Source organism: Terrisporobacter glycolicus ATCC 14880 = DSM 1288, assembly GCF_036812735.1.
GTDB classification, from domain to species: domain Bacteria; phylum Bacillota; class Clostridia; order Peptostreptococcales; family Peptostreptococcaceae; genus Terrisporobacter; species Terrisporobacter glycolicus.
This window is the reverse complement of record NZ_CP117523.1, coordinates 1,248,427-1,270,198: the sequence shown is the minus strand read 5'-3', so window position 1 is coordinate 1,270,198 and position 21,772 is coordinate 1,248,427. Positions and strand designations below refer to the sequence as shown.

General features: G+C 26.8%; 22 protein-coding genes, 1 tRNA gene and 1 other annotated feature. Of the genes, 2 read left to right on the top strand and 21 right to left on the bottom strand.

All coding sequences use genetic code 11. From position 1 onward, the window contains the following. Nucleotides 1-17 precede the first annotated feature (17 nt). The 7 genes from TEGL_RS06280 to TEGL_RS06250 form a co-directional block, all read right to left on the bottom strand. Nucleotides 18-90: transfer RNA gene (locus TEGL_RS06280), tRNA-Lys, on the bottom strand. A gap of 277 nt (nt 91-367) precedes the next feature. Continuing rightward, complete coding sequence (gene larA, locus TEGL_RS06275) at nt 368-1,645, bottom strand: nickel-dependent lactate racemase (protein ID WP_018589347.1); 1,278 nt, start codon at nt 1,643-1,645, stop codon at nt 368-370. A 109-nt stretch (nt 1,646-1,754) separates the two neighbouring features. Then, nucleotides 1,755-3,203: a sodium:solute symporter family protein gene (locus tag TEGL_RS06270; protein ID WP_018589346.1), complete on the bottom strand. Its 1,449-nt coding sequence runs from the start codon at nt 3,201-3,203 to the stop codon at nt 1,755-1,757. A gap of 177 nt (nt 3,204-3,380) precedes the next feature. Next, nucleotides 3,381-3,630: a binding site (T-box leader), on the bottom strand. Between the two features lie 148 nt (nt 3,631-3,778). Then, on the bottom strand, nt 3,779-4,384 hold the full coding sequence (locus tag TEGL_RS06265; RefSeq protein WP_018589345.1) for a hypothetical protein: 606 nt from the start codon (nt 4,382-4,384) through the stop codon (nt 3,779-3,781). 292 nt (nt 4,385-4,676) lie between these two features. Continuing rightward, nucleotides 4,677-5,873: a pyridoxal phosphate-dependent aminotransferase gene (locus TEGL_RS06260; RefSeq protein WP_018589344.1), complete on the bottom strand. Its 1,197-nt coding sequence runs from the start codon at nt 5,871-5,873 to the stop codon at nt 4,677-4,679. A 127-nt stretch (nt 5,874-6,000) separates the two neighbouring features. Beyond that, nucleotides 6,001-7,692: a M3 family oligoendopeptidase gene (locus tag TEGL_RS06255; protein ID WP_018589343.1), complete on the bottom strand. Its 1,692-nt coding sequence runs from the start codon at nt 7,690-7,692 to the stop codon at nt 6,001-6,003. A 70-nt stretch (nt 7,693-7,762) separates the two neighbouring features. Further along, entirely contained in the window at nt 7,763-8,962 is a 1,200-nt protein-coding gene (locus TEGL_RS06250; RefSeq protein WP_018589342.1) for an ion channel, read from the bottom strand. Between the two features lie 161 nt (nt 8,963-9,123). On the opposite strand from TEGL_RS06250, the gene TEGL_RS06245 reads away from it, so the two are divergent. Together TEGL_RS06245 and TEGL_RS06240 are read left to right on the top strand one after the other, a co-directional pair. Beyond that, a complete protein-coding gene (locus TEGL_RS06245) occupies nt 9,124-9,561 on the top strand; it encodes a hypothetical protein (RefSeq protein ID WP_018589341.1) in 438 nt (145 codons plus the stop codon). A gap of 63 nt (nt 9,562-9,624) precedes the next feature. Beyond that, nucleotides 9,625-9,939 (top strand): DUF1540 domain-containing protein, encoded by a 315-nt coding sequence (locus TEGL_RS06240; protein WP_018589340.1) that lies wholly within the window; start codon nt 9,625-9,627, stop codon nt 9,937-9,939. A gap of 57 nt (nt 9,940-9,996) precedes the next feature. Here the strand turns inward: TEGL_RS06240 and TEGL_RS06235 are convergent, their stop codons facing one another. From TEGL_RS06235 to TEGL_RS06170, 14 genes are all read right to left on the bottom strand, one after another. After that, a complete protein-coding gene (locus TEGL_RS06235; RefSeq protein ID WP_018589339.1) occupies nt 9,997-10,683 on the bottom strand; it encodes a YczE/YyaS/YitT family protein in 687 nt (228 codons plus the stop codon). Nucleotides 10,684-10,818: 135 nt separating this feature from the next. Next, nucleotides 10,819-11,235, bottom strand: a complete 417-nt coding sequence (locus TEGL_RS06230; RefSeq protein WP_018589338.1) for a DUF3785 family protein — start codon at nt 11,233-11,235, stop codon at nt 10,819-10,821. 125 nt (nt 11,236-11,360) lie between these two features. Continuing rightward, nucleotides 11,361-12,263 (bottom strand): transglycosylase domain-containing protein, encoded by a 903-nt coding sequence (locus TEGL_RS06225; protein ID WP_018589337.1) that lies wholly within the window; start codon nt 12,261-12,263, stop codon nt 11,361-11,363. Nucleotides 12,264-12,425: 162 nt separating this feature from the next. Then, nucleotides 12,426-12,902 carry a hypothetical protein gene (locus TEGL_RS06220; RefSeq protein ID WP_018589336.1) on the bottom strand — a complete coding sequence of 159 codons (477 nt, stop codon included), beginning with the start codon at nt 12,900-12,902 and terminating at the stop codon, nt 12,426-12,428. 269 nt (nt 12,903-13,171) lie between these two features. Beyond that, nucleotides 13,172-14,179 (bottom strand): serine/threonine-protein kinase, encoded by a 1,008-nt coding sequence (locus TEGL_RS06215; RefSeq protein ID WP_018589335.1) that lies wholly within the window; start codon nt 14,177-14,179, stop codon nt 13,172-13,174. Continuing rightward, complete coding sequence (locus tag TEGL_RS06210; protein WP_018589334.1) at nt 14,170-14,469, bottom strand: hypothetical protein; 300 nt, start codon at nt 14,467-14,469, stop codon at nt 14,170-14,172. Before TEGL_RS06210 ends, TEGL_RS06215 begins: the two co-directional genes overlap by 10 nt. Nucleotides 14,470-14,583: 114 nt before the next feature. Next, nucleotides 14,584-15,105: a 3'-5' exonuclease gene (locus TEGL_RS06205; protein WP_018589333.1), complete on the bottom strand. Its 522-nt coding sequence runs from the start codon at nt 15,103-15,105 to the stop codon at nt 14,584-14,586. Nucleotides 15,106-15,130: 25 nt separating this feature from the next. Continuing rightward, nucleotides 15,131-16,228, bottom strand: a complete 1,098-nt coding sequence (locus TEGL_RS06200; protein ID WP_018589332.1) for a murein hydrolase activator EnvC family protein — start codon at nt 16,226-16,228, stop codon at nt 15,131-15,133. 21 nt (nt 16,229-16,249) lie between these two features. Further along, nucleotides 16,250-17,146 (bottom strand): permease-like cell division protein FtsX, encoded by an 897-nt coding sequence (gene ftsX, locus TEGL_RS06195; protein WP_018589331.1) that lies wholly within the window; start codon nt 17,144-17,146, stop codon nt 16,250-16,252. Then, nucleotides 17,146-17,817, bottom strand: coding sequence for a cell division ATP-binding protein FtsE (gene ftsE / locus TEGL_RS06190; protein WP_018589330.1), 672 nt, complete (start codon nt 17,815-17,817; stop codon nt 17,146-17,148). Before ftsE ends, ftsX begins: the two co-directional genes overlap by 1 nt. 177 nt (nt 17,818-17,994) lie before the next feature. Then, on the bottom strand, nt 17,995-18,924 hold the full coding sequence (locus TEGL_RS06185) for a S8 family peptidase (protein ID WP_018589329.1): 930 nt from the start codon (nt 18,922-18,924) through the stop codon (nt 17,995-17,997). A 25-nt stretch (nt 18,925-18,949) separates the two neighbouring features. Further along, on the bottom strand, nt 18,950-19,648 hold the full coding sequence (locus tag TEGL_RS06180) for a hypothetical protein (protein ID WP_026254995.1): 699 nt from the start codon (nt 19,646-19,648) through the stop codon (nt 18,950-18,952). 92 nt (nt 19,649-19,740) lie between these two features. Further along, complete coding sequence (locus TEGL_RS06175; RefSeq protein WP_018589328.1) at nt 19,741-20,751, bottom strand: 3'-5' exonuclease; 1,011 nt, start codon at nt 20,749-20,751, stop codon at nt 19,741-19,743. Between the two features lie 95 nt (nt 20,752-20,846). Continuing rightward, nucleotides 20,847-21,716, bottom strand: coding sequence for a tRNA 2-thiocytidine(32) synthetase TtcA (locus TEGL_RS06170; protein WP_018589327.1), 870 nt, complete (start codon nt 21,714-21,716; stop codon nt 20,847-20,849). Nucleotides 21,717-21,772: the final 56 nt, after the last annotated feature.

The window sequence follows — 21,772 nt, the reverse complement described above, 5'->3', positions numbered from 1 at the left end:
TACAATAGGATTTTTAGTGACCCATCTGGGACTCGAACCCAGGACCCCCTGATTAAGAGTCAGGTGCTCTACCAGCTAAGCTAATGAGCCATAAATATTTAACTACATATTAATTATAGCTAACATTTTTTGAAAATTCTACCCTTAACTAATTATTTTATTATTAAATTTTCCCATATAATTTTTTTAATATAATTTAAATCTATCCATAAATATAATCAAAAGATGGCAAATGCCATCTTTCAATTTAAATTAATTTTTAACATTATTTATATTCATATAGTTACTACTTTATTAACTATATCTAATTGTTGTTTATTGAGTAAATAATTAAATCTATATTCATAATATATTCATCTTAATTTATTTAATCTTCGTCTAATAAAGGCACTACATTTCCTCCATATGGAATTACATATATATCTTTATTTTTAAAATTAATTTTATTTAGCAAGTCTTCAATATTATTTGAAGCTATTATTTTCATATCTTTTAATACATCTGGATCTATAGAACTTAGCATGTAAACATTACATTTTTCTATAGCTTCGCAGGCTGCATAGAATATATATCCTCCTATTGTAAAGCTTTCTCTGAGTTCTTCATCCAAAACGCCCCTTTTTAATGGATCAATCCAGTTAAAGAAATCCGGTGCTCCTCCACCTTCACTACATTCGGCAAGTAATATCAATGTGCCTCCTTTTTTTACAGCCCTAGTGGCATTAAATAAGGATTTTGTTGACTGATATAAATTAATATCCTTTGGATATCCTCCACAACTGGCTATTACTATATCTGCTTCTTTTTTTATTGGCAACCCATATGCATCATCTACATATTTGCAGCTTTTTAGCCATGCATCATGGAAATCACCACATATTAATTTACTATGTTTTGATGATGAATTTACTACTATGTTTATTCCAAAAGCTACATCTATAAATTTTGCAGCTTCATTCATATCTTCGTTTATTGGGTTATGATTTAAAAGTCTTGCCCCAACCGACGGATCTGATCCTTTTTCTGTTTTGCTTAAACTTTGTATATGATTTTGTCTTATTGTTTGTCTTCCTGCCACACCAGGTATTACACTTTTTCTACCTCCACCAAATCCTGCCATTATATGATGAACTGTTCCTGTTATCATTATTACTTTTCTTCCTACCACCAAAGGATTAACATAAACTTTAGTACCTGAAGATGTAGTTCCAACATTTATTAAATCATCTGCATCACAATCATGATTCACAACTTTAACCTTATCATAAACTGATTTTGAGGCTAGCTGACAAAGTTCTTCTTCACTTTGCTTTCTATGACTTCCAAGTGCCACAACTACTACTATGTTCCCATACATTACTTTTAATTCTTCAGTTAAATAGTTTACTAATTGCTCACATATTAAATCTTGTCTTTGCCAAAATCTAGTTAAGTCGCTAATAACTATGGTTACTTTGTCATTTTCATCTATAATCTCATTTAAAGGCTTTGAGTTTATCACTTCTGTAGTGATTCCTTTTATAAAAGCTTCCTTTAAATTTTTTATTTCATCCATTTGCTTTTCTTTTAAAATATTTACTGATTTTGATCCTTGTAAATTAATAGTTATTTTTTCTTTTCCATATCTCATTTCAACTTTATCCATATTTTACCTCCTAATATTTATATTTTGTGTCTTTTATTATCAATATAATATTCTGTAATTTATTTTAAAGATTGATCTGTCTTTTTATTGATTTTTTAATTTTACTAATCTATTTATGTCTTGCTAAACTCAAATTATCCATAGTATTTTCTTTTTCGTCTACAATCACTTTATTTTTTTCAAATAAACTTATTACTACAAAAGTAATCCCACTAACTGCCATCATCCAATATCCAACATCTTTAAATATGTTATGAAGTGCTGGACATACTATCCATGATATTACAGCAAACACTGATGATAATATGGTGAAAAAACCTGCATTTTTACTTGCAAACTTAGGAAACCAAAGACCTGCTACTACTATTATAGATGTTCCTATTGCCATAGACAGACATACTTTCATTGCACTTAATATGGTACCAAGTTGTGATGATAATATATAAGTTAAAATTCCAACTACTAGTATTATTATTTTATTTATCATAAATGATTTATCTTTTAATTTATTTCCTGCTTTAGTTCTAAAAAATACATCATGACTAACTGTAGTAGAGCATCCTATTAACATAGAACATGCTGTGGACATATCTGCCGCCCATAATGCTGATAATGTAAGCCCTGCCATAACTGGTGGTAGGCTCATTATTATCATTGGAAGAGCCTGAGTTGCTTCCACATTAGGAATTAATGCTTTAGATGCTATACCAAGCATTGCACATATAAACCCTATTGGTATCATTAAAAGTGCTCCTATTCTAAAACCATTTACTGCACTTCGATCATCTTTAGATGTTAAACATATTTGTACAGCTCCTTGTACTGAGTTCGTATTACCACACATGACTATCATCCATGCTATAATTGCTGGAATTCCCATTCCCGATGTTAAACTCATGTACGGTACATCCGGTGTTGATCTAGCCATAACTTGAGCTGCTTCCCATCCACTTTGATTGAATAGGACTAATACTGCTGTTGTTATTATACCTATATAAATTAAAGAAATATTTAATATATTACTTACACTTGCAGAGCCCATTCCTCCAACAAATCCTACTAACATAAATATTATGAAAGAAAAGAATGTAGCAGTCTTCATATCAAATACTTCTGGCAATAAACTAGATAATATGGACCCACCTGCTATATATTGAAGCGCTATAATTGTACATTGAATTATTATCATTGCTATGGTCATCATTACTCCTGCTTTTTCATCATACAAAGACTGAATTAATTTTGTAACTGTACTAAAACCTGATTTTCTTAGTTTTTTTACTATGGTGAAACTTGCTATTATTGCACCAAATGCCCATGCCACATTGTACCAACCAGCTGACAAACCAACAGAAAATGCATTTTCTGCTATGCCTATGGTAGATGCTCCACCTATTGCCACACCTGATATTGTAACAGCTGTAACAATTGTACTATTTTTATTTTTATATAATAAGAAATCCTCTCCTCCATCTTTTTTTGATTTTATGGATACGACAATACTAATTCCAAGTAGCATTATCACATATAAAATAACAATTATTAATGGTATATTCATTATAATTTCCTCCTCTTAATAAAATGGTTTTGTATATTGTATATTAACAAAGGTTGCAACTACTTTATTAAAATACAATACTATGATATTGATTTTTCGAAATATTCTGTATTTTAAGCTTAAAATTTATCATTTATTTCTTAATGGTTTACACAAAAATAAAAAAGCCCTCGTCCTCAAAAGGACGAGAGCTTATCTCGCGTTACCACCTTAATTTATAAGTAATTTACATTACTTACCTCCACAAGTACTTCTTAGAATACTCTGTCACTATAACGTGTGAATACGTCACATCCTACCAAGCTTGGCTCTTCAGTGTGAAGCTCAAAGATGTATTCATAATTAAAAAAGTATGTACCTCTCATCAACCGGTAACTTTCTGTATACCTTTCTTTTAATTACTACTTCTTCTTATCATAGCTTTTATTTTTTAGTTTGATTTAATAATAGTTTTATTTTTTTGTATTGTCAACTACTTTTTTATAATTTTTTACTCAAATTTTATTTTACTAAATACTAACAAATAAAAAACTTAGCATATTTTAGTGCTAAGTTCTTTTTATCTTAACTATATTTTATTGTAATAATTCAAAGTATCCTGATGGATGGAAGAAATATATTGATCCATTGTCTTTGTCTACTAAGTAAGCTAAGTCAGTTTCTATATTTGGTAAAAATACATATCCTCTTATTCCCTTTTTCTGCATTGCTTTAAAAGTATTTTCATTTCCTTGGTATGCGTAAGTAAAGTCAACTTTTTCAACATCTTTTAAATATTTATTTAAGACTGCTTCAGCCTGTGATTTTGTCATTCCTGTTTTAACTTCTTCTTTATCTTTATCATCTTTTGCAACTGTATTGTTAACTGGCTTAGTAGTTTCTTCTTTTTTAGTAACAACCTTTTTAGTTTCTTCTTTTTTAGTTTCTTCTTTTACTTTTACTGGTTTTTTAGTTTCTACAACTGAAGTTTCAGATTTTACTGGTTTTTTAGTTTCTTCTTTTTGTGTTGTTTTGTCTTCATTGTTTTTTACAATTTCTGTTTTTGCAGTATTTGTAGCTTGTTCAACTTTTACTGGTTTTACGTTTTCTTGTTTGTTGTTTTGTGAAATTCCGTTTGCAATTGGAGTTATTAATAATGCTCCAGTTAATAATAATGTAATTGCTATAATTCCTTTTTTCATATCTCAACACTTCCTCTATAATATATTTTATAATTTCTTAAATTTTATCTTTTATTTATACTATTATAATATCATTACCCCTTGAAAAATTACAGTTACATACTTGTTACTTTGTATTACAAAATAGTAACATAGGTAATTACAGATTGTTACTAAATCTCAATATTATGTAAGATTCACTCTCTTTATGTAAACAACTAAATATTTTTGTTAATACTTAATACAACAAAGTTCTTAAATAAAAAACAGAGTCATATATTGAACTCTGTTTTTTATAAAAAAATAAACTTTTTTATTCTTTATCTAACTTTAGATATGTTTCTAAACCTTCTTTTAAAAGTATGGCTGCCTTAGATAAATCCTTAGTATTTAGAATATATGCCAGTCTTATCTCATCAATTCCAAGACCATATGTTTGATAAAATCCCTCTGCTGGACAAGGCATTACGGTTTCTCCATCTTTATCAAAATCACTTAATAACCATTTAGTAAAGTCATCTGCATTTTTTACTGGTAGTTTTGCAACTATATAAAAAGCACCACTTGGTTTTTTACAAATAACACCTGGTACTTTTATAAGTTCATTGTAAAGTACGTCTCTTCTTTGTCTATATTCTTCATTAACTTCTGTTAAATAAGAATTATCTGTCTTGTAAAGTTCTATTGCTCCTAATTGCTCTAAAGTAGGAACAGATAATCTAGCTTGACATAACTTAAGTATCCCTTCCATAAAAGGCTTATTTTTAGAAGCTAATGATCCTATTCTTGCTCCACAAGCACTATAACGTTTTGATACAGAGTCTACAATGATTACACTATCTTTTACTCTTTCAATAGTACCTACACTAGTGTACTCACCATCATAAACAAACTCTCTGTAAACCTCATCAGCTATTATCCATAAGTTATGTTCAAGCGCTATATCTGCAATCATTTCTAATTCTTCTCTTGTGTAAACTACACCCGTTGGATTTCCCGGATTTGAAAATAGTATGGCCTTAGTTTTATCATTAATTTTTGATACTATTTCGTCTTTATTTGGTAAGTGGAATCCACTTTCAGCTAAAGTAGTAATTGGATTAATATTCACTCCTACAGATTTGGAGAAATTAAAATAATTTGAGTAAAAAGGCTCTGGAACTAGTACATTATCACCTTCATCACAAATAGTAAGCATGGTAAATAACAAAGCTTCACTACCACCATTTGTAATTAAAATCTCATCATTTTTAAAGTTTAAATTGTAATTTGTATAATACTTTCTTATAGCTTCTATAAGCTCAGGCAAACCTTCTGATAAAGCATATTCTAAAACTTCACCTTTATATTCTCTTATAGCTTTAAAAAAACCTTCTGGTGTTATTATATCTGGCTGACCTATATTTAGATGATATACTTTTTTACCTTGATTTTTTGCCTTTGCTGCAAAAGTTAATAATTCCATTATAGTTGATGGCGGAACTGATTGTATTCTTTTTGAAATATTCATAAATTATCCTCCTAACTTACTTCTTCAAACTTAGAATTTCCATATATCACAAATAATATTTTGTAAATAATGATATAAATATTAAAAAAAGCTAAGAATATGTAATTTACACATCCTTAGCTTTCTTTTATAAATTTTTTTCAAATTTTTCTATGTTCATTTCTAAATTATTCATTATAAATTCAATACAATTATCATCAAAAGGAGATATCAAATTCCCAGTTTTAACTATTTGCAGAAATGACCTTGTTCCGCCAACTTTACAAATTTTTAAATAGTCTTCCCATCCCTCTTTTCTGCTTTTTTCCATTTTTTTAAGGAATTGGAATGCACAAATTTGTGCTAATACATAGTCAACATAATAAAATGGATCTTTAAATATATGTCCTTGCTTAAAGAACCAACATCCTTTTTCCAATATTTTATTTTCTTCATAATCTCTATGTGGTAAATATTTTTTCTCTAAATTGCGCCAAACTGCTTTTCTTTCATCCTTACTCATATTAGGATTATCATAAACAATATGCTGGAACTCATCTACTACAACTCCATAAGGCAAGAATTTTATAGCTGAGCATAAGTGAGCAAACTTGTATTTGTTAGTATCTTCTTTAAAGAAAATATTCATCCAAGGATAAGTTATAAACTCCATACTCATAGAATGAATTTCACAACTATCTAAAGTTGGAAAGTTTATTTCTTGCATATCTATATCTCTAGACATAAATAATTGAAATGCATGTCCTGCTTCATGGGTTAATACATCCATATCTTCACTAGTTCCATTAAAATTAGAAAAAATGAATGGAGCTTTATAATTTGGAATATAAGTACAATAACCTCCAGCAGATTTATTATGTTTAGTTTCTAAATCCATAAGATTATTTTCCAACATAAAGTCAAAAAACTCTTTTGTTTCTTTTGATAATTCATTATACATTTTTATTCCATTTTCTATTATATAAGCTGAGTCACCTTTAATAATAGGATTTCCATCTAAAAATTCTAGATTTTCATCAATATAAGTTAATTTATCTAAACTTAATCTTTTAGCTTGTTTTTCATATAACTTATTACAAAGAGGCACTATATATTCTAATACTTGTTTCCTTAAATTAACTACCATTTCTGGGTTGTAGTCTGTTCTATACATTCTTATATAACCTAATTCTGTAAAATTGCTGAAGCCTAGCTTTTCAGCTATGTCATGTCTTATTTTTACTAAGTTATCATAAATTTCATCAAATTCTTCCTCATGTATATCAAAGTAGCTATAATAAGCTTTAGATGATTCTTCTCTAACTTTTCTATCTTGTGATAACATATATTTGTAAAGGCCAGATAAATTTAACTCTTCCTCATTAAAGTTTATTTTTGCTGAAGCTAATAGTTTTGTATATCTAGACATTAGTTTATTTTCTTCTTGTAATTGTGGTATTATTTCTGGTGAAAAAGATTTTAAAGAGTATTCACATATTTTATAAAATTGTTCACTAAAATCATTTATTATATTTTCTTTAAATTTAGAACTAATAATAGCATTATAAAAATCTGAATTTAATTCTGTATATAGTGGACCGTATTCATCCCAATAACTTGTCTCCTTTTCATAAAACTCATCTGCCGTATTTATACTATTTCTTATTGAGGCTATAATAGACATAGTTTCAATGTGTTTTCTAATATTGTTTAAGTCCATTATATATCCATATTGCTCTTTGTAGTCTTCCGCAGATTTCATTTTATTTACTAAATCTAAAAATGATTTTTTTATTTCTTCATAATTAGGTCTTTCATATTTGTAATCTTGAAATTTCATTTTTACCTCCTAAATTTTATAATAAATACAATTTATCACATACAAGGTTACTTTGCCAATTATTACACCTTTATCTAGTGATTTTTCTAGCTAAAGTAGCTGTCCAAACTCCAACCATAGTCACTCCTAATAACATTTCCACACATGAAAATAGCACACTATATCCTATGGGAAATATATCTCCGTATCCCACTGTTGTAAATGTAACTAAACTAAAGTAAAAACAATCTATGAGATCCATATACATTAGTTTCCTTGGTAAATAAGATAATATATTTAAATTATAATGAATTATTCTTTCATTAACGCAAAGGCCGGAAAACATATATATTATAGAAAATATCAACACAATTTCTAAGGATGATATAAGGGCAAATGTTGGTCTTTCACCATATCCACAAGTATAGTAAAAAATATTTGATTTTAGTCTTTCCAGTCCTTTTAAATATTTTCTTTCTGCACATTTAGCAAGGTAGTAATATTCTCCAGAATAATTAAATAATCTGTTTTTTTCAAATACTCCTGATATGCTCTTATATGCTTTAAATATATTATAATAAGAACTTTTATCCTTTTTGTTTAATTTTAATAAATCAATAAATGTGTTTTCATCTACCTTGCTTGTAAATTCATCTTCAAAAGTCAGTATATTTATATCAGTTCTTATTGTTTTCATAGATTTTAAATCACAATCAGAAAAAATTATATTTTCAATAAAGCATTTGTTGAAAATACTATTTCTAAGACTACTTAAAGAAAATTTAACTTCTGTAAATTTAGTAAATTCAAAAACAGTATTTTTCATATTAGTTGTATAAAAATTACAACTTTTAAATTCACAACTATCTTTAAAATATACTGCTATTTTTCCTTCATCTTCAAAGTTACAATGACAAAAATCCACATTATAAAATATGCAATTTTTAAATTCACTTCCAAAAAAAGTGCAGTTTTCGAATTTAATATTATTAAAATTACATGATACAAATTTATTATAGTCTATATTTCTATTAGATATGCTTTTATATATATGTTTAGAGTCAAGGCTTTTTGTTCCTATAGTTTTGTTTTCTATATGAGTAAACGGATGCTTTACTTCATCAATATTTAGAATTTCTTTATTATCACCATATATTTCACTTACATTATATTTATTATCACTCCTATAACTTAATTTTTTTATATTCATTTTTTCATTGCTTTTCATAAGTCTTTCTTCTAATTCTATATTTATTATTTTCCTATTTTTATCAAAATCATATATTCGCATAGTATCACCTTAATTTAAGTATTTAATATATATATTGATTTTTATTTTTTAAAATCCTTTATTGTTAAATATTTTTGTTTTTCATTTTGTAATAATATAAAAAAAAATTTAATATGTATTATATATAAAAATTTACTCCTTTAGAAAATTGGAGGGATATTATGAAAAAGGAAAATAAAATTTTAGAGGATAAATTGCCAAAAAACTGTTGTACTTTTTGCTCTCATTTAAGCTTAGAAGGTCCTGATGAAAACTTTAGATATTATATAAAATGTGTTATTAATAATAAAATCCCAAGACCAACAGACTGTTGTCAGTTTTTTGATCAGGAAAACACTAATTTAACAACTTGTGATTTAGATTATTTATATTTAGACTTTTTAGAAACTAGTCTTAGAATAAAATACGAAGATTATCTTAACTCATTATATTGGCAATTGTTTAAAGAGAATATACTAAAAAAACACAACAATACCTGCTCTATTTGCAATAGTATAGAAAATGTAGATGTATATCACATAAATAAAAAATTAGGCCGAGAAACAGATGAAGATGTAGTTGTTTTATGTGACAAATGTTTTCCAGGTAATAAAAAGTAATTGTATAAAATAATACAACTTACATATATTATCTTTAATATAGTTTGTTAAGGAGGTCTAAAATTGGATACTAGTTTAAGATGTGATGCAACTAGATGTATACATAACAATGATAATCATTGTTATGCTGGAAGAATAAGCATTGATGGTTTTCTTGCAGATGATATTGATGACACTTACTGTTCAACTTTTAAAGAAAAGGACTATCAGCAGTTTACTAGTTCGATTTACGGTGAGAATAAGTTAGATCCTACTACTATACAAAATATAAAATGCGATGCAATAAAATGTTCCTACAACGATAATAAGTATTGCACAGCAAAAAAAATAAAAATAAACAGCGGTAATGCTAGTTGTAATACATTTGTTGAAAAATAAATATTTAATATAAAAATATTAAAGTAAAAAGAAGCTACCTAATTGTAGCTTCTCTTTTTATTCTTCATCAGCTTCCATGCAAGTTTCAACTTGAATATTATTTTTATTTTTCAAAGATTTTATACTTTCAATAATACTTTCATGAGTTAGTGATTTAGAATCAATATGACTTATTTTAAAAGCAATTTGTATAGCATATCCCAATCCAAATCCACTTATTATTGTACCAATTCCAACACTTCCTCCTAAAAGCCAACCTACTGTCAAAGCTGTTAACTCTATAATCGTTCTTATTCTTCCTACAGATTTTGATGATCGTTTATTTATGGCTAACATTAAACCATCTCTAGGGCCACTACCAAGAGCTGGTTTTAAATATAGTACAGTGGCTATGGCAGCTAAAACTATTCCTATTAACATCATAAGAATGCCTGTAAATAAATTATTTGCATAAGGAATTATATTAAAACCTTCAAATATATCTAAAAAAGTACCTATAAGAAATACATTTCCTAAAGTAGCGAATCCAATTCCTTCACCCATAAACGCATCAATTATTATAATTATAATACCTACTCCTATGGATATTTGCCCCATAGTCAGGCCAGTTTTTAAAGAAATTCCTTGATGTAGCACATCCCATGGACTTAGCCCAATATTTGCATGTATCATTACCACTATAGCTAAACCATATATTATAAATCCTAAAAATAACCTAGCTGTAACTCTAATTATTTTATTCATGATATTATTCACTCCCCCCTCAAATTAATCATAACAAATAAATATAAAAAATAGTAATCTAATCTAAAAATTAAATATAAAAATTTACTTAATAAAAAAGACATATCAAAAGATATGTCTTTTTTACATGCTTTATTACACTTCACAATTCTCCATTTGTATTATGTAATCATTACAATGTTTGCATATTATTATACTCACTATATAACTATCATCTACAAGATTTAATCTAGATAGCTTATTGAATGATTTTCCTTTATAATCTTTGTCTATAGTGCTTATAACATATTTCCCTTCCTTAGTGTAAATATAAAAATGATATTCTAAAAATGGGAAAAATTTTTCTTTTTCTTTTATTCCTTTTAAACACTTTGGACATGCCTCTATATAAAACTCTTCATCAAATATTATTTCTTCTAGAGAGTTATTTATCAATTCTATAATCATATCCTTATCGATATCTTTAACTGGTTTATCATCATCGTTGATTAATTCATCAAAATTTTCATCATTTAATATGTATTCTTTTTCATCATAGTTAAATTTAAACATTTATTCACCTCTTTTATTTTATAAACTTCAAATAGCATTAATCTTATTATAATATGAAATAATTAAATATCAAGACTATACACTAAAAAATGCCAATAAGTTTTACTTATTGACATTTTAATTATTTATGCAATTTCAGATTTAAAAGGTGTTGGATCATTAAGAGCTTCTTTATATTCATCTTCACTTATATAGCCCTGATCATACATATGTTTCAACACCACTTTTTGTCTTATTTTTGCCTCATCATGTTGCATATATTTTGCTGGATTATTTGTAATCCCTGCTAACATAGCACATTCACTCAGGTTTAAATCTCTGACATCTTTTCCAAAATAAGCTTTTGCTGCATCTGCCACACCATAACTTGCTTTTCCAAAATATATATTATTTAAATAAGCTGATAAAATTTCATCTTTTGTCATTATTTTATTCATTTGCATAGCATTATACATGTCTCTAATTTTACGCTTCATAGTTCTTTCTTCACTAGTCAGTAAGTTTTTTGATACTTGCATATCAATAGTACTTCCACCTTGTGTTGAATCCGATAAAATATTATTAACAACAGATCTAGTTAAGGACCTGAAATCAACACCTTTATGTTTATAAAATCTTTTGTCTTCTGTTGAAACAATAGCATACTTTAAGTTATTTGGTATTTCATTTACTGGAACTACATTTTTAGATACATAACTATTGTAAATTAAATCTTTAGTCACATCGGGAGTTCCCTTTAGTGATACAGCTACTAATACAGAGGCAAATATACTTCCTATAAATGTTAGTATTAACAAAACAGTTAAACATTTTTTTATAAGACTATTTCTTTTACGTCTTTTTTTATCTCTTTTTTTATAAAATAATTCTTTCTCTAATTCAAAATTTTCATCTATTTCTTTTCTATTAACTCTATTGATCTCTTGTTTATTTTTAATACTAACTGCATTGTGATTACTTTTATTTGAATTATTAGAACTAATTTTTTTTCGTCTTATTTTATTATCACTACTATCGTAATAGCTCATATATACCTCCTTACTCGTTAAATTAATTATACATTGTAAATTAAAATAAATCAAAGTACAAAATTGTAATATTACACTGTGTCAAATGTAAGGTATAAATGATTAATATGTTGAAAAAAATAAATATTTAAAATATTATTCATTCTTTTTACTATTAATATATTAAATATTTATTACTTTTATAATTTTTTCTTTGTTACTATCACTTAGATTTTCTAAAACCAGCTTAAGAGGCATATTTTTTTCCTCTAATACTACTCCTATTTTTACTTTTTTTTGTTCTCCACTATCTAATGTACCTACGAACCCCAAATATTTATTTTGGCTTTGTATAAATGTTTGTAATTTTTTATTATCTTGATAAACAGAATAATTTATATTAGATAATTCTACAATATCTAGTCCAGTATTACTTATATTCATAGTAATAATAGAATAAGATTCATAAACTTCGTCTAAACTAATTGCACTATTTATTGTTTCCACATTTGTAATTTCTATTTTAATATCTTTATCATTAATATTATTTACATATAATGAATTTTGAAATTGATTATTTTTATTAATAGAGTAAGATACATTATTAAAGGTATATACTACTATTAGTATAAATATGTAAATTATTAGTTGTTTTTTCATGATACTCCTCCTTATTAAAAGTATTTTAACCAATATTTAGAAATATATTTCTAAACATCTATTTCTTAACTAAAACATATTATTAATTCTCATAAAAAAGATTATTTTTTTTAAATGCTTGCATATTTTGTCGAATTTTGTTATTATGAATATACAGTTATTTCCCCAATAACTGATTACTCCCCAAACAAAATATATTCCCTAATAAACCCCTTTTTATAATATATTTTAATAGAAAACCCTACTTGAACGGATTAAAGTAGGGTTTTTTAATTTTCTTTTATAATTTTTCTTATTATTCTATATCCTTGAGCCTTACTTTCTACTTCCATATTACTTTTAGCAGCTTTTATAACATTCGATTCTATGGACCATATTTTATCCTCTCGCTTTAATATAATATAGTTATCATCTTTTATCCATGTAAAGTAATCCTTGCTCCTTTTATCATATCTCCAATCCAGATTTTCTTTAATTTTTGATAAATCATTTAAGATACCTAATACATCTTCATATCTGTCTTCTCTTTTTACTTGTAAACATTTTTCTATAACTTCAATTAAAGATTTAGGTATATGTGGTAAATACTTTTTTCTTACAGGAAACTTACCTTTTGATATAGCTATTTTTAAATCATTTAAATTTTTATATCTCTTAAGTTGATTATTATATTCCTCATTTCCATTACACATCCTATATAAAGTAGTTCCAACTTGATAAACATCAATACTGCCATCTACAGTTGATGTAAAACACTGCTCTGGAGCTATATGCTTATAATAAACATTTTTTAACTTGCCACATCCATGAATATCAAGTTTTATGGCAGAACCAAAATCACCAAGTATAGCTTGATTATTATCATCTATGAGTATATTATTGGGTTTTATATCACAATGAATTATATTATTATCGTGTACATAATAAAGAGCTGAAAGAAAATCTAAAGAGTATTTTATAATTTCCCTTACTGTTAAACTTCTGGAATCCAATATATGATTTAAAGATCCTTTTTCATAATAAGGCATTGTTATATAAATATACTCGTCGTCATAAGTTGCATAATTAATTTTTATTATATTAGGATGATTTAATGAAGATATCTTTTTAGATTCTTCAAAATATTTATCATACTCTTTTAGTTTTTTCTTATCAATCTGCTTTAATATCATCTCACAGTTAAGCTGTCTATCTTCAACTATATATAAAGCTGAATTTACACCTTCTGAATTAATCTTTTGTAATATTTTTAAGTTTAATTTTGGACTTATTTCCATAGTATTACTCCTTTACTTGAGAATAATTCTTCTAGAACTCCTTCCATCTTAACTGCATCTACTATCTCAACACCTATATCTCTATCTACTTCCAAACAATATGCCTCTATATTATATTGATTTATAATTGTGCTTATTATTTTTTTTATATAATATAATTTATCACCCATACTAAAAGAAAAAGGCAATACAATTTCATCATCTTTAATTTGTCTTTTCTCATTTTGATCATAGTAAACTATGTAAAACTTAACTTTATCTGTATAAATATTTACATAAATGTGATTCATATCTAATCCCCCTATTATTCCTACTAATATATACTATGAATCAATACTTTTATTGAACACAAAATTTCCAATATAAAAAAGAGCTATAGATTTATCTATAGCTCTTAGTCTTAATTATATAGGTTCTGGAAATACTTCATCTTTTATTATTAAGAACAACTCTGCTGTAGCCTTAGTATCGCTATCAGCTCTATGAGCATTTTCATTAATAATATTGTAATAATTACATGCAGTTTCCAGTTTTTTATTTTTTCCTTTATATGATTTACATTCTTTAAGCATTTCTAGGGTACATATATGATTGTCTATAGGTTCTAAATTATATTTTTGCAAATAATAATTTAAAAACTTCAAATCAAATTTGGCATTATGCGCTATCATAACTCTATCGCTTAAGAATTTTCTAAATCTCGGTAAAACAGTTTCTATGCCTTCTTCATTTTCTACCATTTTATTTGTTATACCAGTTATTTCTGTTATAAAAGAAGGTATAATTGCATCCGGCTTTACTAATCTTGAATAATTTCTTGCTATTTGATTATTTTTTATTTCTGTTATACCTATTTCTATTATTTCACAACCTCTATATGGGTCTAGTCCTGTAGTTTCTAAGTCTACTACCACATATTCTTGCATAAATACTACCCCTTATCTAAAAAGATTATAAGTAATTTAATGGGTTTTGAGGAGTTCCATTTACTCTAATTTCAAAGTGTAAATGTGGCCCTGTTGATCTGCCTGTTGATCCTATTTTAGTAACAACTTGTCCTTTTTTAACTTTATCTCCTACTTTAACTACTAAAGAACTATTATGAGCATAAAGTGACACTAAGCCATTGTCATGTCTTATCATTACTGTATTTCCATAAGTTCCTTGAACACCTGAATAAATTACTGTTCCACTATCAACAGCTACTGCTGGAGTTCCTGTAGGTGCTGGTATATCTATTCCTGTATGTAATTTACTTACACCTAGTACAGGATGTACTCTATATCCAAAAGGCGAAGATATTGTACTATATCCAGGTACTGGCCATGACCCATTTGATATTACAGCATTTGAATTACTTGAATCTGATTTGTTTGAATCTGATTTATTTGTATTTGATTCACTAGAAGCTGCAGCATTTTCTGCTGCTATTTTTTGTAGCTTTTCTTCTAATGCTTCCTCTTCATTAACTAATTCGTTTTTTAATTTTTTCAGCTCTGCTTTATCTTCCTCTAAGCTCTCTTTATCTTTAACTAACTCATCTTTAATTACTTTTGCTTCTTCTTTGTTCTTATCTAATGTTATTTTCTTCTCTTCTATTTCACTTTTATCAGATTCTAAATCTTTTAGCATTTGTTTATCTTGTGCTACAACTTCTTGCACTATATACACATTATTTAAAAAGTCAGAAATAGAATTACTACTTAGTATAACCTTTAAATAACCTAATGTATAGTTATTGTTTATAACTTTTAATCGGTCTCCTAAGCTTTCTTCATTTGAGTCTATATCTTTTTCTAGCTTCTTAATATCTTCTTTTAATTTTTTTGATTCATTATTTATTGTTTCTATCTTTTTATTTGCTTGATTAATTTTTTCTTCTACTTTTTCTTTCCTATCATTTAAATTTTTTATCTTTACATCTAATTCATCTTGCTTGTCTTGATTAGACTTTAACTTACTTTCTGTATTTTCAGCATTGGCATATATTGTACTACCAGCTGAAAATAGCATTGAGCAAATTAAAGCTGTTGATATTATTTTCTTCATATTTTTCCCCCAAATTATTTTTTATACTTTTAAATATTTTTTTACAGATAACCCACTTCCTAATATTCCTACTATTATTCCTGTAACAAATAATACTAAAACTAATAAGTAGGATACACTTGAAAGAGGTAACATCATATCTCCAACAATCGAATTTAGAGATATTTGCATATTTTCCACTACATACTTATACATTCCTGTACATATACCAAGAGATATTAAAGAACCAAATAAGCCTATTATACATCCTTCTACTATAAATGGAGCTATTACAAATCTATTGCTACCACCTATATATTTTATAACTTGTATTTCTTCTTTTTTGCTATATACTCTGGCCTTTATTGTATTAGATATTAATACTAGACAAACTATTAATAGGAATCCTATTACAATTCCTCCAAATTGTTTTACTGTATTTGATGCTGTTATAAAGTTTTCCATAATTTCTTCATAGTATTGAACTTCTATAACACCTTTTATTTTTTCTATACTATTTGCCAAAGTTTTTATTTCCTGAGAATCAGCAATAGTTACTATAAAATAATCATCTAAAGGATTTTTAACACCTTCTAACAACTCTTTCTCGTCACCAAAGTTTTCCTTCATATTATCAAAAGCTTCATCCTTCGTTTGATATTTAACGCTTTCAACTCCATTTATTTTTTCTAATTCTTCTTTTACTTTTACCCTATTATCTTTGCTTATTTTTGAATCTAGCGATACTCTTATCTCATTTACTTCATTTTGTGTTTTTTCCATAAATGAGTTAATATTTAATACTATACATAAGACTATACCAAGTATAGCTAGAACTGAAGTTACTGAAACTACAGAAATTAAGCTCATAGTTTTATTACTAAATACACCTTTTAATCCTTGCTTAAAACTATATGTTACCTTTGATATTATCTTCATTATTCGCACCTCTTTGTGTCATAAATTATTTTGCCACCTTCAATTTTAACAATTCTTCTAGGAAATTCTCTCACTAGCTCCAAGTTATGAGTAGCCATGATTACAGTAATTCCTCTTTTATTTATTTCCTCTAGTAGCTTCATTATAGAAATAGAATTATCCATATCTAGGTTTCCTGTACACTCATCGGCAATTATAATAGAAGGTTTATTTACTAATGCCCTTGCTATACCAACCCTTTGACACTCACCACCTGATAATTCATCTGGATATTTTTTATATTTATGAGCTATTCCTACCCTTTCTAAAACTTCCATAACTTTATTCCTTATATTCTTAGGATTTTCTCCTACTACTCTAAGTGCTAATTCTACATTTTCATATACAGTTTTTTCTTTAATTAATCTATAATCTTGAAAAACTATTCCTATATTTCTTCTGTATTTGTGTAGCATTAAATTTTTTATATTAGTTATGTTTTCGTTATTAACTATAATTGTCCCATCTGTAACTTTTTCTTCTCTAGTTATTAATTTTAGAAGGCTTGATTTTCCCGCCCCTGAATGTCCTACTAAAAAAATAAACTCTCCTTTATCTATTGTAAGATTTATATCTTGAAGACATTTATTTCCGTCTGAGTATTGCTTCTCTACTTTTGTAAATTTAATCATTGTCTCAACTCCATATATTTTAATTTTAAGCATCTAATTAGTTACAATTTTGTTACTTTCTAATTTATTATATCATTTTTTTGTAAAATTTTGAGATAAAAAATGAAATTTTATATTTTTTGTAAAAAAAAGAGCTTGAAACTTATTATAATTAAGTTCCAAGCTGAAAAAAACTATTTATTTTTTATCTTTTAAATAAATCAATCCATTACCTTGCACTGTTCTAGGGTATCCTAAATTTTTTGTATACTTTATAAGTTGTGCGTAAATCTCTTCTTGAGTTAAGTCTCTTTGAAATTCTTCATGAGACCAATTTTTAAGTAATGCTAAACTTCCACTAACATGAGGTGCTGCCATACTTGTTCCACTTAAGCTTGCAAATTGATTGTTAGGATAAGTAGATACTATATCTACCCCTGGAGCTACCAAATCTACTACTAAATTAGCATTTGAAAAGCTAGCAGGAACACCTTTTTTATCTACAGCCCCCACTGATATTACATCTACATAAGATGCTGGATATGAGTATTCAAAATCACCTGCATTTCCATCACCTTCATTACCAGCAGCGCATACTACTAATATATTATTATTAACAGCATGTTTTATTGCTTTTTCAAGCTTAGGATCATCGTTTGGCATACCAAGAGACATTGATATAATATCAACTTTCTTATCTACTGCATAATTTATAGCATTAATTACCCAGCTTACTTTTCCACTTCCAGTCCTATCAATAGCTTTTAAAATGTATAAATTAGCCCATGGAGCTACTCCTACTACTGTATTATTATTTCCATTTGAAGCTATAATTCCTGCCACATGAGTACCATGACCAACTCTATCAATTACTATATTAGGATTTTTCTTATCTTCATCGGTAAAATTTCTAACAAATACAATATTGTCCTTTAAACTTTCATGATTAATATCGCAACCTGAGTCTATTACCGCAATATTTATACCTTCACCCCTACTAGATTCACTCCACATATTTTTTGCTTGAATCATAGCTACTCCATAAGGTGTTTTTCCTATATTTTTTACTCCTCTATTCATAATAAAAGGAATAAGTTTTACTTTATAATCATCATTTTGGTTTTTCATAATATTTCACTCCAATATTATTAAATTATATATTAGAAACATCTCTTACAAAATAAGATCTAATATTTTTAATCACTTCTCTTTCATTACTTAAATCAATATTATAAATATATTCCTCTTTATATCCTTCTCTTATATATGTTCCTTCTACAATTGTTCCATTTTCAATGATAACCTTCAAATATGAATTTTCTGGTAGATGGAATGTTCCTACTCTTCCTTTTCTGTCTGCGTAATACTGTCCAATATATTTGTAATCATCACAAGTATAAACTCCAATACCTTCCTTGCATCCATTTTTAAAATCACCACTATAAAAAGATTTATTTGCAAATACATATTTACCTACACATTCCATTTTGTCGCCTTTCCACATTCCCTCATAAATATCTTTATTTGCAAAGTAGCAAGTTCCAAGACCTTCTCTTATACCATCTTTAATTTGACCTTTATAAATATCTCCATTAGCATATCTTATTACATCCTCATCACTATTTATGTTGTATACCTTAGCATCTTCATTCCTACTATGTATATTAAACATATTATATCTATTTTTAAGGAACGATTTAGTGTTTCTTCTTAATAAGTAATTAATAGTTTTTTTCCCCCCAACTAATGATGTTTTAATATTTTTTATATATCTTACTATTACCACTGCAATAACAATAAAAAATATTATTTTTATTAAAGTAGACATTTTTATAACTGTAGTTATAAACATACAACCTCCTCCTCTTACATAATCCTCTTTCTTATTTATATTTATAATATTTATTATTTAAAACAAAAAAAATGATTTCTTTTGAAATCATTTTACGTTATATCTGTTGCTACTTCAGTTATATTTTCTACTTCTAAATCTTCATTAAATAAATCAATTATATTATTAACTTCTTCCTCGTATTCTTGTTGATTTAATTTATATAAAAGAGCATCATCTAATAATTCTTTCATATCCAGATACAAATTATCTAAAACATAAAAATAACCTTCTTTTATATCTTTTAATTTATCCAGTGATTCTAGTTTTTTACTTACATCTCTAATAATATCTATTTCATGCACATTTATTTCCTTTATAGATGATAAATATAGTTTAATAGTTTTAATAATTTCTAAAGATATACAGTAAATATCAAATTCCCCATTTTGATTATATAAATACTGTCTATATTCTTCGAATCTATTTTCCAAATCTTCATTTAAGACCGTGAATGGTGGTTTTAAAAAATCGTGTATTATTAATAAATTTCTTATTTTATCATTTTCTTCTAAGACTTTATCTAATATATATAAATTATATGCATCATACAATGGATCATGTGCATCCCCACAAAACTTTACATTTGCATATTCTAAAAGATTTTTTAATGATACATAGTTCATACACTTCATCCCATAATTTATATACTTATCTTTAATGTCTACAAACAAATTTCTTATATTGTTTAAAAATCTTGGATGATTATTTTTTTGAGAGCTTAATCTATCTGTATAATTAAAACACGTTAAATCTAAATTTCCAAAAGTATAAATTCCTTCAATATCTGAATATATACCAAGCCATGATTTAAAATTTCTCATAACATTTTCATAAGTTGGAGCAGTTTCCAAATCTTTAGTTGTAATGTGGGTAAGTTCCTCAATATGAGGAAATACTTCTTGATTAGTTACTGGTTTGATTAAAGATTTAAACTTATCTATTTTTCCACTTTTAGTATCATATTTAATGGCACCTATTGCTATGATTTCTGCTTTAAACCCCTCCCTCTTACTTTTGGAACTTGGCATATTCATTTCAAAATCCATGTAAATTTTCTTCAAAATAATTCCCCTCTCTTTATAGCTATAATTATATTTTATCATAATTAACATAAAGAAAAACCGTTGAATTGTTATTTCAACGGTTATTTTATATTTTATTCTTCATCCTCGAATTTATCTAAGAAAGAATGCCTTTTTCCATCTTGTTCCCAGCCTAACACTGAATCTAAATATACATTTTGAGCCGATTTAAATATTGATTTTTCAACTTCTTGAAAGTTGTCCCCTAAGGATTTAATTAAGTCTTTAATTTCATATCTTTTATTACCTGTTTTTTTAGCCGCAACCATACAAGCACAATTAAGTGGCCATATTCCGCTATTTTGAATGAATTTTATAATACTTTCTTCTCTTATATAATAAAGAGGTCTTATTATTTGTATTCCATCAAAGTTTGTTGAATTAAGCTTTGGAAGCATTGTTTTAAAGTTCCCAGCACATAATAAGTTAAGCATTGTCGTTTCTATAACATCATCAAAATGATGACCTAGTGCAAGTTTATTACACCCTAATTCTTCAGCTTTATTGTATAAGGCCCCTCTTCTCATTCTTGCACACATATAGCAAGGATAATCACTTGCTATTTCATCTGCAACTTCAAATATATTTGCATCAAATAATTTGATTGGTATCTCTAAGTACTCACAATTATCAATTAGTAATTGTCTTATATCTTTATGATATCCTGGGTCCATTGCTATAAATTCCAATTCAAAGTTTACTTGTCCGTGCCTTTTTAATTCTTGAAACATTTTTGCCATAAGCAAACTATCTTTTCCACCAGATATTGCTACAGCTACTTTATCTCCTTCTTCAACTAATTTATAATCTTTTATTGCTTTTATAAATTTAGACCAAGTGTATTTTCTATATTTTTTTAATATGCTTTTTTCGATTTCTTTTAAAGGTTTACGCTCATCAAAAGGTACTATTATTTGACAGCCATTTCCTGCTAATTCACTCATCTTTTCACCTCATATTCTCTACATATCTATGCATAAAATTAATTTTATCATATTTT

Excerpts from the sequence above, each read along its gene's own strand:
- larA (WP_018589347.1), bottom strand. The coding sequence starts at position 1,645 with ATGGATAAAGTTGAAATGAGATATGGAAAAGAAAAAATAACTATTAAT.
- TEGL_RS06270 (WP_018589346.1), bottom strand. The coding sequence starts at position 3,203 with ATGAATATACCATTAATAATTGTTATTTTATATGTGATAATGCTACTT.
- TEGL_RS06265 (WP_018589345.1), bottom strand. The coding sequence starts at position 4,384 with ATGAAAAAAGGAATTATAGCAATTACATTATTATTAACTGGAGCATTA.
- TEGL_RS06260 (WP_018589344.1), bottom strand. The coding sequence starts at position 5,873 with ATGAATATTTCAAAAAGAATACAATCAGTTCCGCCATCAACTATAATG.
- TEGL_RS06255 (WP_018589343.1), bottom strand. The coding sequence starts at position 7,692 with ATGAAATTTCAAGATTACAAATATGAAAGACCTAATTATGAAGAAATA.
- TEGL_RS06250 (WP_018589342.1), bottom strand. The coding sequence starts at position 8,962 with ATGCGAATATATGATTTTGATAAAAATAGGAAAATAATAAATATAGAA.
- TEGL_RS06245 (WP_018589341.1), top strand. The coding sequence starts at position 9,124 with ATGAAAAAGGAAAATAAAATTTTAGAGGATAAATTGCCAAAAAACTGT.
- TEGL_RS06235 (WP_018589339.1), bottom strand. The coding sequence starts at position 10,683 with ATGAATAAAATAATTAGAGTTACAGCTAGGTTATTTTTAGGATTTATA.
- TEGL_RS06230 (WP_018589338.1), bottom strand. The coding sequence starts at position 11,235 with ATGTTTAAATTTAACTATGATGAAAAAGAATACATATTAAATGATGAA.
- TEGL_RS06225 (WP_018589337.1), bottom strand. The coding sequence starts at position 12,263 with ATGAGCTATTACGATAGTAGTGATAATAAAATAAGACGAAAAAAAATT.
- TEGL_RS06220 (WP_018589336.1), bottom strand. The coding sequence starts at position 12,902 with ATGAAAAAACAACTAATAATTTACATATTTATACTAATAGTAGTATAT.
- TEGL_RS06215 (WP_018589335.1), bottom strand. The coding sequence starts at position 14,179 with ATGGAAATAAGTCCAAAATTAAACTTAAAAATATTACAAAAGATTAAT.
- TEGL_RS06210 (WP_018589334.1), bottom strand. The coding sequence starts at position 14,469 with ATGAATCACATTTATGTAAATATTTATACAGATAAAGTTAAGTTTTAC.
- TEGL_RS06205 (WP_018589333.1), bottom strand. The coding sequence starts at position 15,105 with ATGCAAGAATATGTGGTAGTAGACTTAGAAACTACAGGACTAGACCCA.
- TEGL_RS06200 (WP_018589332.1), bottom strand. The coding sequence starts at position 16,228 with ATGAAGAAAATAATATCAACAGCTTTAATTTGCTCAATGCTATTTTCA.
- ftsX (WP_018589331.1), bottom strand. The coding sequence starts at position 17,146 with ATGAAGATAATATCAAAGGTAACATATAGTTTTAAGCAAGGATTAAAA.
- ftsE (WP_018589330.1), bottom strand. The coding sequence starts at position 17,817 with ATGATTAAATTTACAAAAGTAGAGAAGCAATACTCAGACGGAAATAAA.
- TEGL_RS06185 (WP_018589329.1), bottom strand. The coding sequence starts at position 18,924 with ATGAAAAACCAAAATGATGATTATAAAGTAAAACTTATTCCTTTTATT.
- TEGL_RS06180 (WP_026254995.1), bottom strand. The coding sequence starts at position 19,648 with ATGTTTATAACTACAGTTATAAAAATGTCTACTTTAATAAAAATAATA.
- TEGL_RS06170 (WP_018589327.1), bottom strand. The coding sequence starts at position 21,716 with ATGAGTGAATTAGCAGGAAATGGCTGTCAAATAATAGTACCTTTTGAT.